The organism is Paraburkholderia fynbosensis (genome assembly GCF_902859935.1).
In the GTDB taxonomy this organism is placed as follows: Bacteria; Pseudomonadota; Gammaproteobacteria; order Burkholderiales; family Burkholderiaceae; genus Paraburkholderia; species Paraburkholderia fynbosensis.
In genome coordinates, this window is the sequence record NZ_CADIKI010000036.1 from 23,595 (window position 1) to 38,557 (window position 14,963).

The following is a 14,963-nucleotide window of genomic DNA, read 5'->3' on the forward strand; positions in this document are numbered from 1 at the left end:
TCGATTCGCCCGGTGACACGGGCGGTCCCCTCCGTTTCCGTGGGGACAACTTCAACAGGCGACTTCGTGTCGCAAGTTCTCAGCCAATGTGGTCTCGAAACGGCGCTGATATCGAGCCCTGCGATTTATGTTATCGAGCCGTTACACCAATTGGCCGGACCATAGCCCTGTCCGGCAAGGTGCCCTGGTTTTAGTATTTGCCTTGTCCTTAGCTGCGTGACTTGCGCGGCGTAGTGTTTCTACGACCCCGCGTCGTCTTATTTACGCCCACAACTGGGCGCTTTCTTCCGACGGCTGCCCATCTTCCGCCACGAAGCATCCGATTATTCCGGTAGGGCTCCCGCGGGGCCAATTCGCACGATCTGCCTGCTTTTGCAGAGATCCGAAGGCGATCGGCCAGAGCGATCACATTCTCCAGATGATGCGCGATCAGGGAAAACCTGAGGTTGCGCTGTCCCCGGCATGCTCTTTAGAGTTCGGGTCTGCGAATAATAATTCGTGTAAGCGAAAAAATGAACGTAAGGGAGACATCCTTTTGAGAGAGCTCGTAGCTGAGAAATCGTCGCGGAGTTCAGCAAGTCCAGCAGTCCGTCGGAACAGCGATGCGGCACTTAATTCATCGCAACAAAGTGTAAGCCGACAGCAGGCTCGCTTTTGACGGGTAGGCCGTCTTTCGCAACGTACAAGCATGACCAGAAGGGAGAATTGCATGGATATGGAGTTCGTCACAATGCGACAGGTGATGCGTCGGCTAATGCCGCTAGTCATCGCGTGTTACTTCGTCGCATATCTTGATCGAGTCAACGTCAGCTTCGCCGCGTTGCAGATGAACCGACAGCTTTCGCTGTCTGCATCGGCGTATGGGTTCGGAGCAGGGCTGTTTTTCATCACCTATTTGATTTGCGAGATCCCGTCAAATCTCGCGATGCATCGCTTTGGCGCCCGCCGCTGGATATCGCGGATCATGCTCACGTGGGGCATTTGCGCAATGGGCATGGCATTTGTCCAAGGACCCAAGACATTTTTCCTTGGGCGGGGCTTGCTTGGCGCTGCGGAAGCGGGCTTAAACCCAGGCATGCTGCTGTACTTCACGTTATGGTTTCCGGCACGATATCGCGCCCGAATGACGGGCTACCTGTATGTAGCTGTTCCGTTGTCGATTGTCGTCGGCGCACCGCTTTCTGGCCTTTTGCTCACTATGAACGGGCTTTGGGGGCTCGCCGGCTGGCAATGGATGTTCTTGCTTGAGGGATTGCCTGCGGTGTTGTTGTCGTTTTACGTGTTTGCCGTTATGGCGGATCGGCCTTCGCAAGCGAAATGGCTTAGTCCCGATCGCGCCGCATGGCTCGAGGAACGCATCTCGCTTGAAACGCGCAGCAAGGCATCACCCGTCAAGGGGTCACTAAAGGACGCGTTGACAGACTGGCGGGTGCTGTGGCTGGGGATTGTCTTTTTTTCGGACGTTGCGCTGAACAACGCCATCGGGTTTTATCTTCCACAGATCGTTAAGTCATTCGGCCTAACGTATGCGCAGACCGGATTCGTCTCTGCAATTCCTGGACTCATCGCAATTGTCTGCATGATCTTGTGGTGCCGTCACTCCGACCGGCATGAAGAGCGGAAATGGCATAGCGCGTTGCCCTTGGTACTGGGTGGCTTGGCGCTTATCGCTTCTACGTTGTTCCATGAGCCAGTTCTGCGCATGATCGCCTTGACGCTTGCGACTATCGGGACGCTCGCGTTCGTACCTATCTTCTGGACGATTCCTTCGTCGTATTTCACCGGGGCTGCCGCGGCGGCCGGATTGGCGGCCATTAGCTCGATTGGTATTTTGGGCGGCGCTGTGGCGCCATGGCTGGTCGGTATTTTCAAAGACCTCACAGGCTCGTTCAATACCGGGCAATCGATTGTGGGCGCGTTCGCGGTGTTGTGTGGAATCGCGCTTCTGATAGCGCGCACCGAACGGTCTATCGCAACGGATCAGCGCGTAGCAGACGGCACGTAATTGCAGTTTCGGTCGGCGCCTTGCCGGCGCCGATTTGGAGGAGCCAGCGTAGAAATTGCGCTGGCTCCTTCGTCCATTGCAGCGCCCATGAAGTACATGTGGCAACGGGCGATATTCCCAATCAACTGGATGTCAGGCGAGCTCACTATGACAGATAGACTCCCACAGGTTTTTCCGCTTACGTGCGCACTTGGGGAATTTGCCGCGAGGCCCGGTGATATACCTGACCTCGCCTTGCAGACTGCACGCATCGGGCTTACTGACGCGATCGGCGTTATGTTGGCTGGTAGGTCGGAACCCGTATTACGAGCTTTGTACACGACGTTGGACGTGGAACGGAGCGCCGAAGCTACGGGGCTGGTGCAGGTGCTGGGTACCAAAGAGCGCGCTCGTGCGCTGGACGCCGCCCTATTGAACGGCACAGCTGCCCACGCGTTGGCAATGGACGACGTCGCGGCTGGCTGTCATCCCAGTTCGATGCTGATGGCAGCACTTGTCTGTCAGGCACAACTCAGCGGCCATGGCGGGCTCGACATATTGCGGGCCTATGTTGTTGGTTACGAAATCCTCGCCGAACTGGCGGGGCGTGAGCCGGACGCATTGCATCGCAGCGGCTGGCATCCAAGCGCCGTTCTCGGACCGGTAGCGGTAGCTGGCGCTGTTGCGCATCTAATGGGACTTGATGGGGAAGCCTGCGCGCATGCGCTTGGCATGGCGGCGAGCATGACGGGTGAATTGGTTGCCAATTTTGGTACTGGAGCCAAGCCGTTGCATATTGGCAGAGCGGCTCAGGCCGGTCTCCTGGCTGCTCGCATGGCTGCCGCAGGCGTAACGGCAGCACAAGACGCCCTGGAGTCCAAAACAGGCCTGTTGAGCGCTATCTCCCCCTCCGGTCGAGTCGATTTGACGCGAGAGCCTGCGTGCCTCAACGACCTTTGGCACATCACGCGTAGCGGCATCAGTATCAAACAGTACCCCGTTTGCTATTCGACGCACCGCGTCGTGGACGCGGCGATTACCGTCGCTGGTCTGCCAGGGTTCGCCGTTGAAAATATCCAAAGGATTGAGGTCTCGATTGGCGCCACACAGGCCTGGATGGCTCGACACCATCGGCCACTTTCAGTTCCCGAAGCCAAATACAGCGTGGAGTTCGCAGTAGCATCCGGGCTCATTGCTCGGGCAGCGGGATTTGCACAGCTGAACGATACGTTTATCCAGTCCGAGGCGGTCCAGCGCCTCATTGGCGCTACCGATCTTGCCCTGAGCGATGACGTTAGCGAGGAGGACGCGGTGTTTAGCCCGTTCGACCACGTCGCGGTCCAATTAACCGATGGCGCGAGGTACGACAGCGGTCCCGTGCGTTATGCAAGGGGCAATGCGAAATTGGCGATGACCGACGTAGAGCGGCATCGGAAGTTTGTTGATTGTGCGCGCCACGGTGGATATGCGGAGCCCGAGGCTCTCTGGTCACGTCTTGAAAGCCTTGCAACCCTCAATTGTCTCGAGGACCTATTCGTATGACAGCCGTTAATGAAGAAGTTAGCAGCCATCGAATGACCGATGCATGCAGACGCATCGTTTACGTCAATCGCTACGGCGAGCCAGCATTTGCAGAAACGCTCACACATAACGGTCAAGTGGTCCTGCAGGGTTTAACGGATAGGACGCCACGTGGCGAGGCCGACGAAATGCTCAGGCGCGCACACGCTTACCAAATCTCGTCCGCTAAGAGTCATATGGGACCGGACTATCTGGTCAGCGATACGTTGCTCGCCCGTATGCCGTCACTTCTGATTGTGTCGACGATTGGCGCAGGCTACGACACGGTAGATTTAGACGCATGCACTCGTGCAGGCGTCGCTGTAGTGAACCAGAGTGGTGGTGGTAACGCCGAAGCTGTCGCGGAGCATGTGCTTGCAATGATGCTTTGCCTGAGCAAGCGCGTCCTGGAGTCCGACCGGCATATGCGCCGTACTGCGGGGATAGTCCGGGATCACTACGTCGGACGCAATCTCCAAGGCAAAACCGTCGGAATTGTTGGGCTGGGAAACGTTGGTGGTCGTCTCGCGCAGATGTGCCGTGCCGCGTTCGGTATGCGAGTCCTTGCGTACAGCGAGTCGGGTACCGATGAGCGGTACGCGAGCTTCGGCGCAGTGAAGGCAACACTCGACGACTTGCTGCGGCAGGCCGATTTCGTGGCGATCTGCTGCGCACTAAATGACCGAACGCGCGGACTGATGGGTTCCCGTGAGTTCGCCTTGATGCAGTCGCATGCCTATTTCATCACTGCGGCACGCGGGGGCATTCATGACGAGAATGCGTTGCTCGAGGCGTTGCGGCACAAGCGTATAGCGGGGGCTGGCATCGACGTATGGGATGTCGAGCCACCTCCGCCAGATCATCCGCTCCTCGCATTCGACACCGTGGTTGCAAGCCCACACATCGGTGGGGCGACGTTAGAGTCACGTCGAGATGCGTCCATCGGGGCCGCGCAGCAAATGCTCGACATGTTCGCCGGACGCCGGCCCCCGCGTCTGCTTAATCCCGACGTGTGGGAAGCGTATTCCAGCCGATTCAAAGACGTACTCGGGTTTTACCCAGAGAAGCAAGTTTCGTTGCCGCGTGCTTGACAGTTGGTGAAAAGTGGAACTAAATTCGCTATCGCGATGTATATTTCGAAATGGCGAAAACAAAAGCGACAAGCGCTTGATGCGTCGAGGTGCCAACCAACTAGGAGATATCTGTGATCGAAGCAATGACCATGACGCCCGACCATGCGGCGCTTAAGGAAGCGGTCCAAGCAGTTTGCGACCAGTTCGACGACCATTATTGGGCCGAACTTGATCGCACGCATACGTTCCCGCACGAATTTTGTCGAGCCATTGCGGATGGGGGGTGGCTGGGCATCGCGATGCCGACGGAGTACGGCGGCGCTGGGTTGGGCGTGACGGAGGCGGCCATCATGATGCAAACGGTCGGGGCCTCTGCAGGCGTCTTCGCCGCTTGCTCGGCAATTCACATCAATATCTTCGGGCTGCACTCCATCGTCAAACACGGCACAGATGAGCAGAAACAGCGCTGGCTGCCGGGCGTCATCTCCGGCGAAACCCGTGCCTGTTTCGGTGTTACGGAGCCAGACGCCGGTCTCGATACTTCGCGCATCAAGACGCGCGCGGTGCGCCACGGCGATCACTATGTCGTGCACGGCCAGAAAATCTGGACTAGCACGGCCCAACAGGCTCAAAAGATCGTACTGCTTGCGCGCACCACGCCAATTGAGCAATGCGAAAAGCCGACGGACGGTATTAGCCTGTTTTTCGCCGACATGGACCCTCGCTACGTGCGCGTTACCGAGATTCCAAAAATGGGTCGCCACGCGGTGAATTCCAATCAGACGTTCATCGATGGGCTTGTGATTCCGGTCGCAGACAGAATCGGCGCGGAAGGAAAGGGTTTTCGCTATATTCTCGACAGCCTTAATCCCGAGCGGATTCTCAATGCTGCAGAAGCGATTGGCATTGGGCGTCGCGCACTCGCTAAGGCCGCGCAGTATGCGAAAGAGCGAGTCGTCTTCAACCGGCCCATCGGCATGAATCAATCGATCCAGCATCCACTTGCCGAATGCTGGTCGGAATTGTACGCAGCCGAGCTGATGACGATGCACGCCGCACAACTTTATGACGCGGGCAAACCGTGTGGCGCGCAGGCAAACGCAGGGAAATATCTGGCCGCCGATGCGGGCTTTCACGCTTGCGATCGCTCCATCCGCACGCACGGCGGGATGGGTTACGCGGCGGAATATCACGTCGAGCGTTACTTCCGCGAAATGGTAGCAACGCAGATCGCACCGGTATCACGCGAAATGATTCTGAGCTTCATTGCGGAGCGTGAACTCGGCTTGCCGAAATCCTATTGAGAAGGGCGAACGACATGCAGGCATCTGAAACTGTTTCCCCAACTCCCGTCGTCCAAACTGAACGGCGTGGCAGTGCCCTCTGGATCACGATCAATCGTGAGGAAAGGCGCAACGCAATTAATCCGGACGCGATCGCCGGGATTGAAAATGCCCTTCGAGGGGCGGCTGCCGATTCATCGTTGCGCGCGGTTGTTCTGACCGGGCGCGGCGAGAAGGCTTTCTGCGCGGGCGCCGATCTTACGCGTGGCACCGGGGTCTTTTCCGAAGGTGCTGTAGAGCCGACGACCGATTTCGGAAGACTTGCACGCGTGGCCCGTGAATTTCCATTGCCGCTGATCGCACGCATCAACGGTGCATGCGTCGCTGGAGGCATGGGGCTCATGGCCTTGTGTGATATGGCGATTGTTGCAGACCACGCACGCTTCGGTCTGCCCGAGGCCAAGGTCGGTGTCTTTCCGATGCAGGTACTTGTCTATCTGCGCAGAATGATTGCACCCCGTTACGTCAATGAGCTGTGCTTCACTGGCGAGTTGATAGATGCGCAACGTGCGCGCGAAATCGGAATCGCCAATGCTGTGGTGCCATACGCTGAACTCGACGCGGCGGTCGATGCGATGGTTGGGCGTGTCGAGCAATGCTCGCCTCAAGCTTTGAGACGCGGCCGATACGCTATTGCGTCGATGGAATGGATGGGCTTTACGGAAGCGTTGACTTTTGCCGAATCGCAGATTGCTCTAACCTCTACCGCTCCCGATGCGAAAGAAGGCCTGCAAGCGTTCAACGAGAAACGTCCCCCTAAATGGGCAGCGCCGGGAGAATCGCATGAGTAAGAATATCGTACGCATCGGCGGCGCGTCGGGCGCGTGGGGCGATAGTCCCATGGGGGTTGGCCAGTTGCTGCGCGCCAAGGTGGACTACCTCATGATGGACTACCTTGCCGAAGTCACAATGTCCCTGCTGGCCCGCGCGCGGATGAAAGATCCGGAAGCAGGATTCCCGCCTGACAGTGTCGGCTATCTGGCTCCGCACCTTGCGACCTTGGCCGAAAGCGGTGTCAAAGTGGTGACCAATGCTGGCGGGGTGAATCCTGCGGCATGTAAGCGTGCCTTGGAAGCGGCATGCGCTGCGGAAGGCATTGCACTAAGTATTGCAGCCGTCGAGGGCGACGATATGATGCCCTTGCTGGACGAATTGCGCGGCGAAGGGGTGCGTGAATTGGTTAGCGGGGAGCCTCTTCCTCCCAAGTTGCTTACAGCCAATGCTTACCTGGGCGCGATTCCCATTGCGCGAGCGCTTGCCAAGGGCGCGGACATTGTAGTTACCGGACGGTGCGCCGATAGCGCGCTGGCGCTCGGGATCCTGATGCACGAGTTTGGCTGGCGCGAGGACGACTATGACCGACTTGCTGCGGGTTCGCTTGTCGGCCATCTTCTGGAGTGTGGTCCCCAAGCGACCGGCGGTGTCTTCACTGACTGGGAGCGTGTCCCAGGCTGGCAGAACATCGGCTACCCAATTGCGGAGTGCGACGAAGACGGTACCTTCATCTTGACGAAGCCGTCGGGCACGGGCGGCCTTGTCGAACCGGCAACTGTGGCTGAACAGGTTCTATATGAAATCGGCGATCCACGTGCCTATATTTTGCCTGACGTGGTGGCCGATTTTTCGGGGGTTCGCCTGGAGACCGTGGGACAGGATCGCGTGCGGGTGTCTGACGCGAAAGGACGACCGCCCACGACGCAGTACAAGGTGTCGGCAACATATCAGGACGGATTTCGCGCTGTCGCGATGGCCGTCATCATAGGCTTCGACGCCGTGCGCAAGGCGCAGCGCAGCGCAGAGGCTCTTGTGGCGCGGGCACGGATACATTTTGAAGAACGTGGTGTCGCGGACTTCCGGAACGTGCATATCGAGGTTCTGGGTGGCGAAGCGAGTTACCTGCACGAAAGCCGCGCACAGTATGCACGCGAAGTAATCATGCGCTTGGTTGTCGAGCATGATGATCCGAAGGCACTGGACACTTTTGCGCGCGAACTTGGCTCTGTCGGGCTGAGCTTCGCGCAGGGAACGGCTGGACTGATCGGCGGGCGGCCCAAGCCCGTTCCGGTTGTCCGACTGTTCACGTTCTTTGTCGACAAGCACCGCCTCAACCCGTTGCGTGTGCAGGTCGGTAGCGATCCTGCATTCGACGTAGACGCTCCTGTCGGGGGCGGCTACGTCGCGCCAGCAGTGGTGCAGAAGACTTCGTCCGTGCCCGAGGACGGCCCGACAGTTGAGGTACCGTTGCTACGGCTAGCGCATGCGCGCTCGGGCGACAAAGGCAATGGTTCTAACATCGGGGTATTTGCGCGTAGCCCCGCGGGGCATGCGTGGCTGGACCATTGGCTTACGCCGGCGCGCGTCGCGGAACATTTCAAAGGCACGGTGCAGGGCACCGTTACTCGTTATGACGTGCCAGGGCTCAACGCGTTCAACTTCGTGTTAACGGAAGCCTTGGGCGGCGGCGGCATGGCGTCAATGCGAATTGACCCGCAAGGCAAAGCATTTGGTCAGCGTTTGTTGGAGATGCCAATTCCGGTGCCGGTCGCGTGGAATCTCGCGTGAGGCAACGTGCCCTCGCCCCGTAGCCCGATGGGTCTGCGGAACTCACCGATCTGATAGGTCTAAGACAATGAAATTCGACAACGCGTATATTCCTGGACCGCTGATGTGGTCCTCCCCCTTTATTCGCTGGCAACGTGCTGCGGCGGATCTGAACAGTCTCGACATGGCCGCGCAGGTGACGCGCGATGCGCTAGACGCGCGGGAATTTGATCGCGAACGCGTCGGGCAACTGATTTATGGGACAACTGTTCCGCAAAGAGGAAGCTTTTATGCCGGACCGCTCGTGGCGGCGCGGTCTGGTCTGCCGAATGTGGGAGGCCCAACGATTTCTCAAGCGTGCGCGACATCGGTCGCATGCGTGGCACAAGCGGCCGCGCAAGCACAACTCAATGCCGGAGAGGTGCAGCTTGTCGTTACGTCAGACCGCGTTAGCAATGGTCCGTTGATGATCTATCCGAGTTCGTCTGCCATGGGCGGCGGCCCCAACACGGAAAACTGGGTGCTCGACAACTTCGTGTGCGATCCGTGGACGGGTGAGTCGATGGTTCATACCGCCGAAGCGACCGCGCGAGATGGTGGATTTACGCGCGAACAGTGTGATGAGTTGACGCTCCTGCGCTTTAATCAGTATCAGCACGCGCTGGCCGATGATCGGCGCATACAACGACGGTACATGCAGCCCATCCTCGTGCCCGGACGCAAGACCGAAGTCCGGCTCGAAGAAGACGATGGAGTCAGCCCGTACAGCGTTGATGGGTTGCGAGGACTTCGTCCGTCGTTGCCGGGTGGCGTGACCACGCCGGGAACGCAAACTCACCCCGCTGACGGCACCGCAGGCCTCGTGGTTTCGGGACTCGATGAGGCAAGGGCGCTTGCGGCTGGGGAAGGTGTCTCGCGCCTGCTCTCGGCGGGATTTTGTCGAGCGGAGAAGGGGCGTATGCCTAAAGCTCCCGCGCTCGCCGCGCAACGCGCGCTTGCCAGCGCCGGAGTTTCCATCGACGAGGTCAAGGTCGTTGTTACCCACAATCCTTTCGCTGTCAATGACCTCTGGTTCGCTAAGGCACTCGGCTTTCCACTCGAAAAAATGAATCCCTACGGTTGCAGCCTGATTTATGGTCACCCGCAAGGTCCGACCGGAATGCGCGGTATTGTTGAACTTGTTCACGCGTTGCGTGAGCAGGGAGGCGGCGTGGGGCTGTTTACGGGCTGTGCCGCTGGCGACATGGGGGCTGCGCTGTTGCTGCGTGTCGAGTGATTTGTGCCCCTGGGCTGACGACGTTCAATGGCTGAACTGGTGTGAACGTCGTTATCAGCTTTTGCGCTGTGCGCCTGCATAACAGTAGCGTGATTGGCCGCCGATTGGTTGCCGGCGTGCTTAGGATGTACGAACCTCATTGAGCGGCGCACGCCCGAATGGATGAAGGGTGGAGCGACCGCAATGCTAATGGTTGGAGAGGTCGCATCTGCGAAAAACAACCCTGTCCGGCCACGATACGCCATAGGACCCTGAATGGCGTCGTCGTCGACGGCCAATCGGTGCTCATTGAGTCAATTATGCGTTAGCGCGCGGTGTTGTTTGGTTAAGTTCTGATACGGCTGTGGTGAGAAGCTTAACGACCATGTCCAATTTTCTATCCATGCGCTTCACAGAACCTGCGACGGTCACAATATAGACTGCATCGTGCCATATGAAGCGAGCCGAAACGGTGAGCGCGTCCTCGACGCTTTCCTCGCGATTCAGAAACCAGCCACGCTTCTCGGACGCGATGACGTCTTTTTTTAACGCATCTTTTGTCGTGATCGTAAGCGGGGTGAGTGCCTTAAGACGGGTCTCCGCGAGAACGCTATCTAGCATAACGCGGTCGAGGCTCGCGAGCCACGCTTTACCCGCTGATGTTGCGTGCACGGCTCGTAGAGATTCGCCAACGCGCACCGAGAGGCGCAGTGGGCTGTCCGAATCGAGTACGGCGACATAAGTCAGGGTCGTGTCTCGCGCTTTCATCAGAAAAACGGACTCTTGAACTTCGTCCCGCAGCGATTCGAGAACGGGCTGTACGCGCAGCATGAAAGGGTCGTTCTGCACGATGACGTTCGCAAGGTCGAGTAGCCGTGGAGTCGGGTAATGCCCCCCGCGCGGACGAACTTCGTAAAGATAGCCTCGCTCCTCCAACGCGCGGACGACGTCGTGGCAGCTTGATGCCGGGATGTCCAGAACCTTCATCAGCTCCGAAAGAGAAAGAGGACGTTTCTCTGCAGCGAAAGCTTCGAAGACGTCGAGAGTGCGATAGACGATCTTGGACATATCAAATGGACTTTGACCTGAGACAGGAAGAAAGCATACCCGAAAACTAATTTCGCCACAGCGAAATTTTATCCTGCGACGGGCTCGTCCAGCGACAATCTTTCTGAAGGTTTAGGGTGCTCCGTCCTGGTGCTGGGCCGATTCCCAATTCACTCGCTTGGCAAGCGTTATGTGGATTTTTGATAGGGAAACCTCCACCTTGACATAGCCGTGAGGCATGACGTAGATTTATCGGCATAGCGAAAGTTATTTCGCATACAAGAAAATAGGAGCGAGCGATGGCGGGACCGTTGGCGGGTATCAAGATTCTGGATTTGACCACCGTAGTGATGGGGCCAATGGCCACCCAGATCCTGGGGGACTTTGGCGCTGATGTGATCAAGGTTGAAGCGCCAAATGGCGACTCTATGCGCAACGTAGGGCCATTCGTGCACGAATCGATGGGCCCCCTCTACCTGCAGGCAAATCGCAACAAGCGCAGCATTGTTCTGAATCTCAAGGACGCCAACGATAGAGCTTCACTTCTGGAACTTGCGACGAAAGTGGATGTGCTGGTATTCAATATTCGTCCGCCTGCAATGCGACGACTCGGCCTCGACTACGCGACGCTCGCAAGCGTTAATCCGGGCCTCATCGTTTGTGGTGCGTTCGGCTTTGGTGAGGATGGTCCATATGCCGGACGCCCAGCATATGATGACATTCTTCAGGCCGCATCTGGGATTTCCTCGCTATTTCAACGTGTGAACGGTAAGCCGGCGTATGCGCCCGTCAACATTTGTGATCGGACTGTGGGCCTCTATCTCGCGTTGTCGGTCAGCAGCGCTCTGGTGCATCGGATGCGGACAGGAGAGGGCCAGTACATCGAATTGCCAATGTTTGAAACCATGGTTCAGTTTGTCGCCGGTGATCACATTGGAGGCGAGGTTTTTCGCCCATCGCAAGGCGATACAGGTTACAAGCGTCTCCTGTCCAGACAGCGAGGTCCATATCCCACACAGGATGGGCATATTTGCGTCGTCGTTTATACCGACGAACATTGGCGCAAATTTTCGCGCATGATCGGCGTTCCGGATCTTGTAGATAATGATCCGCGCTTCGCTTCGCTTCAGGAGAGGACTCAGTACGCAGAAGAACTTGGTGCTTACCTTGCCGAAGCGTTACCTGCCAAAACGACATCTGAATGGCTGGCCCTTTTCGATGCAGCCGACATACCTGCGACTCCTGTTAATAGCATCGAAGACCTGTTTGAGGATCCACACCTGAGGGCCGTTGGATTCTGGCAGGAGGTGGAGCACCCCAGCGAAGGGCGTATTCGCGTAAGCCAACCGGTCGGCAAATGGTCTCGGACTCAGCCGGACGTGCGAAGGCTCGCCCCGAAACTTGGCGAACACACGGATGAGGTGTTCGGAGAGCTGCTGGATCGTGAAGCGATTAAAGTAAATACGGGAAATTGAATTTTATGAAAGTAATTGTGCCTGTAAAAAGAGTTGTCGATTACAACGTCAAAGTCCGCGTGAAATCGGACGGTACGGGCGTCGATATCGCGAACGTGAAAATGTCGATGAACCCGTTCGACGAAATCGCGGTGGAAGAAGCCGTGCGTCTGAAAGAAGCGGGGGTCGCGACCGAAGTGATCGCCGTATCGGCCGGTGTTGCGCAGTCGCAGGAAACGCTGCGCACCGCTCTCGCGATCGGCGCAGACCGTGCGATCCTGATCGAATCGAATGAAGAGCTGCAGCCGCTGGCCGTCGCCAAGCTGCTGAAGGCGCTCGTCGACAAGGAACAGCCGCAGCTGGTGATCCTCGGCAAGCAGGCCATCGACGACGACTCCAGCCAGACCGGCCAGATGCTCGCCGCGCTCGCGAATCTGCCGCAGGCGACGTTCGCGTCGAAGCTTGTCGTGGCGGACGGCAAGGCGACGGTGTCGCGGGAAGTGGACGGCGGAGCGGAAACGCTGTCGCTGACGCTGCCCGCCGTGGTCACGACCGATCTGCGTCTGAACGAGCCGCGCTACGTGACGCTGCCGAACATCATGAAGGCCAAGAAAAAGCCGCTCGAAACGGTCAAGCCCGAAGACCTCGGCGTCGATGTGACGCCGCGTCTGAAGACGCTGAAAGTCGCCGAGCCGCCCAGGCGCTCCGCCGGTGTGAAGGTGCCGGACGTGAAGACGCTGGTCGAGAAGCTGAAGACCGAAGCCAAGGTGCTGTGAGGAGCGAGACAAAATGACGAATCTGGTAATTGCGGAACACGACAATGCGTCGATCAAGGCCGCGACGCTGAACACGATCGCAGCGGCACAGCAGATTGGCGGTGATATTCACGTACTGGTCGCGGGTCGCAACGCACAGGCCGCAGCCGATGCGGCAGCGAAAATCGCTGGCGTCGCGAAGGTGCTGCTGGCCGACGCGCCGCAACTCGAAGCGGGTCTCGCGGAAAACGTCGAAGCCACGGTGCTGAACATCGCGAAGCACTATTCGCACATCCTCGCGCCGGCCACTGCTTACGGCAAGAACATCGCGCCGCGTATCGCCGCGAAGCTCGACGTCGCGCAGATCAGCGACATCACCGCGGTGGATAGCGCCGACACGTTCGAGCGTCCGATCTACGCCGGCAACGCCATCGCGATCGTGCAATCGGCTGACCCGATCAAGGTCATCACCGTGCGCTCGACCGGTTTCGACGCCGTCGCGGCCGAAGGCGGCAGCGCAGCGGTCGAGAAGATCGAAGCGGCGGCCGATGCAGGCATTTCGCAGTTCGTGAGCCGCGAAGTGACGAAGCTCGATCGTCCGGAACTGACGAGCGCGAAGATCATCGTCTCGGGCGGCCGGGGTCTCGGTAGCGGCGAAAACTACACGAAGGTTCTGGAACCGCTGGCCGACAAGCTCGGTGCGGCACTGGGCGCATCGCGCGCCGCGGTCGACGCGGGCTTTGTGCCGAACGACTATCAGGTCGGCCAGACCGGCAAGATCGTCGCGCCGCAACTGTACGTCGCGGTCGGCATCTCGGGCGCGATCCAGCATCTGGCCGGCATGAAGGACTCGAAGGTCATCGTCGCGATCAACAAGGACGAAGAAGCGCCGATCTTCAGCGTCGCTGACTATGGTCTCGTCGGAGACTTGTTCGAGGCGGTGCCGGCGATGGCAGAAGCGATTTCCACTTGACTGGATCCCTGTAGCGCAGTCATTGAGACATTTACAGGGGCACTATGGAAGAGTCGTCATTCTTCGAGGTTGAAAAACTAATTCGTTTTCAACATTGCGATCCGGCGGGTATTGTGTTTTATCCTCAATACTTCGTATTGTTCCACGAGTTAATTGAGGACTGGTTCGGGAAGGGCCTTGGTGTCGACTATGGCTCTTTCATTTCAAGTCAACGACTAGGTATTCCTACCGTCCACTTGGAGTGCAACTTCGCTGCGCCAAGCAAGATTGGTGATGTGCTCACGTTCAGGCTCGCAGTGCGGAAGCTGGGGTCAACATCAATCGCGTTGTCGTTGAGTGCATGCGACAAAGATCAGGTACGTGTACATGTCAACCAAACGGTCGTGCTACTGTCTTTGGAGAGTCGTCAACCTCAGCCCATATCAGCAGACCTGCGGAGCAGGATGAGTAGCTTCCTCGTCGCTGAACAAACAGCCTAAAAGCGTTCCTTTCAGCTCCGGTCTGAGCCACGGTATGGCGGGCGGGATTGATCCGCCTGCTTTTCTCATTTGAATTCGAACTTAGCTTCCGCGAGGTGTCATCCGCGCGGAGATGGCGTATTCTCGTCCTCAGAGCGAAATAGCGGTAGCTTTGCCTCAGCATTGTCATAGATGGTGTGAGGCACCTTGTGCCCGATCCGATGTGCGGTCCGACGACAAACCGCAATCCGAATGCAACGCGAGATTCAACGCGGGTATCGGACGGAGGAATAGCGCTTCGCCGCACCATACCTGATCTTGATGAGCACAAAGGCCCCACAGCGCAGATGCGAGCTGCTCGAGATGTTTAACGCGCTGCGTGGGGTTGCGCCCATGGGGCACTCTGGCGTTGGTTGCCCAATGACTCTCCACTTGAGAATTGCCGCTGACAGCGGAGGCGACGCGGGATCCAATCGGCTCGCTTCGAGGCTGTGGCGAGCCAACTTCGTGGTTGCCCAGG

At 58.1% G+C, this 14,963-nt stretch carries 12 protein-coding genes; 11 read left to right on the forward strand and 1 reads right to left on the reverse strand.

The window, feature by feature from the left end; translation table 11 throughout:
* The first annotated feature begins 709 nt into the window (after positions 1 to 709).
* The 7 genes from HV770_RS35940 to HV770_RS35970 all read left to right on the forward strand — a co-directional run bounded on the left by HV770_RS35940 (position 710) and on the right by HV770_RS35970 (position 9,777).
* Positions 710 to 2,005 carry an MFS transporter gene (locus tag HV770_RS35940; RefSeq protein ID WP_175166184.1) on the forward strand — a complete coding sequence of 432 codons (1,296 nt, stop codon included), beginning with the start codon at positions 710 to 712 and terminating at the stop codon, positions 2,003 to 2,005.
* Positions 2,006 to 2,152: 147 nt separating this feature from the next.
* Positions 2,153 to 3,526 carry an MmgE/PrpD family protein gene (locus HV770_RS35945; RefSeq protein WP_246291539.1) on the forward strand — a complete coding sequence of 458 codons (1,374 nt, stop codon included), beginning with the start codon at positions 2,153 to 2,155 and terminating at the stop codon, positions 3,524 to 3,526.
* Entirely contained in the window at positions 3,523 to 4,635 is a 1,113-nt protein-coding gene (locus HV770_RS35950; protein WP_217468696.1) for an NAD(P)-dependent oxidoreductase, read from the forward strand. The genes HV770_RS35945 and HV770_RS35950 overlap by 4 nt, the downstream gene beginning before the upstream one ends.
* Before the next feature lie 125 nt (positions 4,636 to 4,760).
* A complete protein-coding gene (locus HV770_RS35955) occupies positions 4,761 to 5,921 on the forward strand; it encodes an acyl-CoA dehydrogenase family protein (protein WP_175166205.1) in 1,161 nt (386 codons plus the stop codon).
* Positions 5,922 to 5,935: 14 nt separating this feature from the next.
* Positions 5,936 to 6,751: an enoyl-CoA hydratase-related protein gene (locus HV770_RS35960; RefSeq protein ID WP_175166186.1), complete on the forward strand. Its 816-nt coding sequence runs from the start codon at positions 5,936 to 5,938 to the stop codon at positions 6,749 to 6,751.
* A complete protein-coding gene (locus HV770_RS35965; protein ID WP_175166187.1) occupies positions 6,744 to 8,522 on the forward strand; it encodes an acyclic terpene utilization AtuA family protein in 1,779 nt (592 codons plus the stop codon). Before HV770_RS35960 ends, HV770_RS35965 begins: the two co-directional genes overlap by 8 nt.
* Positions 8,523 to 8,589: 67 nt before the next feature.
* A complete protein-coding gene (locus HV770_RS35970) occupies positions 8,590 to 9,777 on the forward strand; it encodes a thiolase family protein (protein ID WP_175166188.1) in 1,188 nt (395 codons plus the stop codon).
* Between the two features lie 297 nt (positions 9,778 to 10,074).
* On the opposite strand, the gene HV770_RS35975 is transcribed toward HV770_RS35970, so the two are convergent.
* Positions 10,075 to 10,824 (reverse strand): IclR family transcriptional regulator, encoded by a 750-nt coding sequence (locus HV770_RS35975; RefSeq protein WP_175166189.1) that lies wholly within the window; start codon positions 10,822 to 10,824, stop codon positions 10,075 to 10,077.
* Between the two features lie 278 nt (positions 10,825 to 11,102).
* Between HV770_RS35975 and HV770_RS35980 the strand changes: the two genes are divergently transcribed.
* From HV770_RS35980 to HV770_RS35995, 4 genes are read left to right on the forward strand one after another with little or no spacing between them, the layout of a single operon-like run.
* Positions 11,103 to 12,278: a CaiB/BaiF CoA transferase family protein gene (locus HV770_RS35980; protein ID WP_175166190.1), complete on the forward strand. Its 1,176-nt coding sequence runs from the start codon at positions 11,103 to 11,105 to the stop codon at positions 12,276 to 12,278.
* Positions 12,279 to 12,283: 5 nt separating this feature from the next.
* Positions 12,284 to 13,033: an electron transfer flavoprotein subunit beta/FixA family protein gene (locus tag HV770_RS35985; protein ID WP_175166191.1), complete on the forward strand. Its 750-nt coding sequence runs from the start codon at positions 12,284 to 12,286 to the stop codon at positions 13,031 to 13,033.
* A 13-nt stretch (positions 13,034 to 13,046) separates the two neighbouring features.
* The gene (locus HV770_RS35990; RefSeq protein WP_175166192.1) at positions 13,047 to 13,985 is read left to right on the forward strand and encodes an electron transfer flavoprotein subunit alpha/FixB family protein; all 939 of its coding nucleotides are present in this window, start codon (positions 13,047 to 13,049) and stop codon (positions 13,983 to 13,985) included.
* Between the two features lie 44 nt (positions 13,986 to 14,029).
* The gene (locus tag HV770_RS35995) at positions 14,030 to 14,464 is read left to right on the forward strand and encodes an acyl-CoA thioesterase (protein ID WP_175166193.1); all 435 of its coding nucleotides are present in this window, start codon (positions 14,030 to 14,032) and stop codon (positions 14,462 to 14,464) included.
* Positions 14,465 to 14,963: the final 499 nt, after the last annotated feature.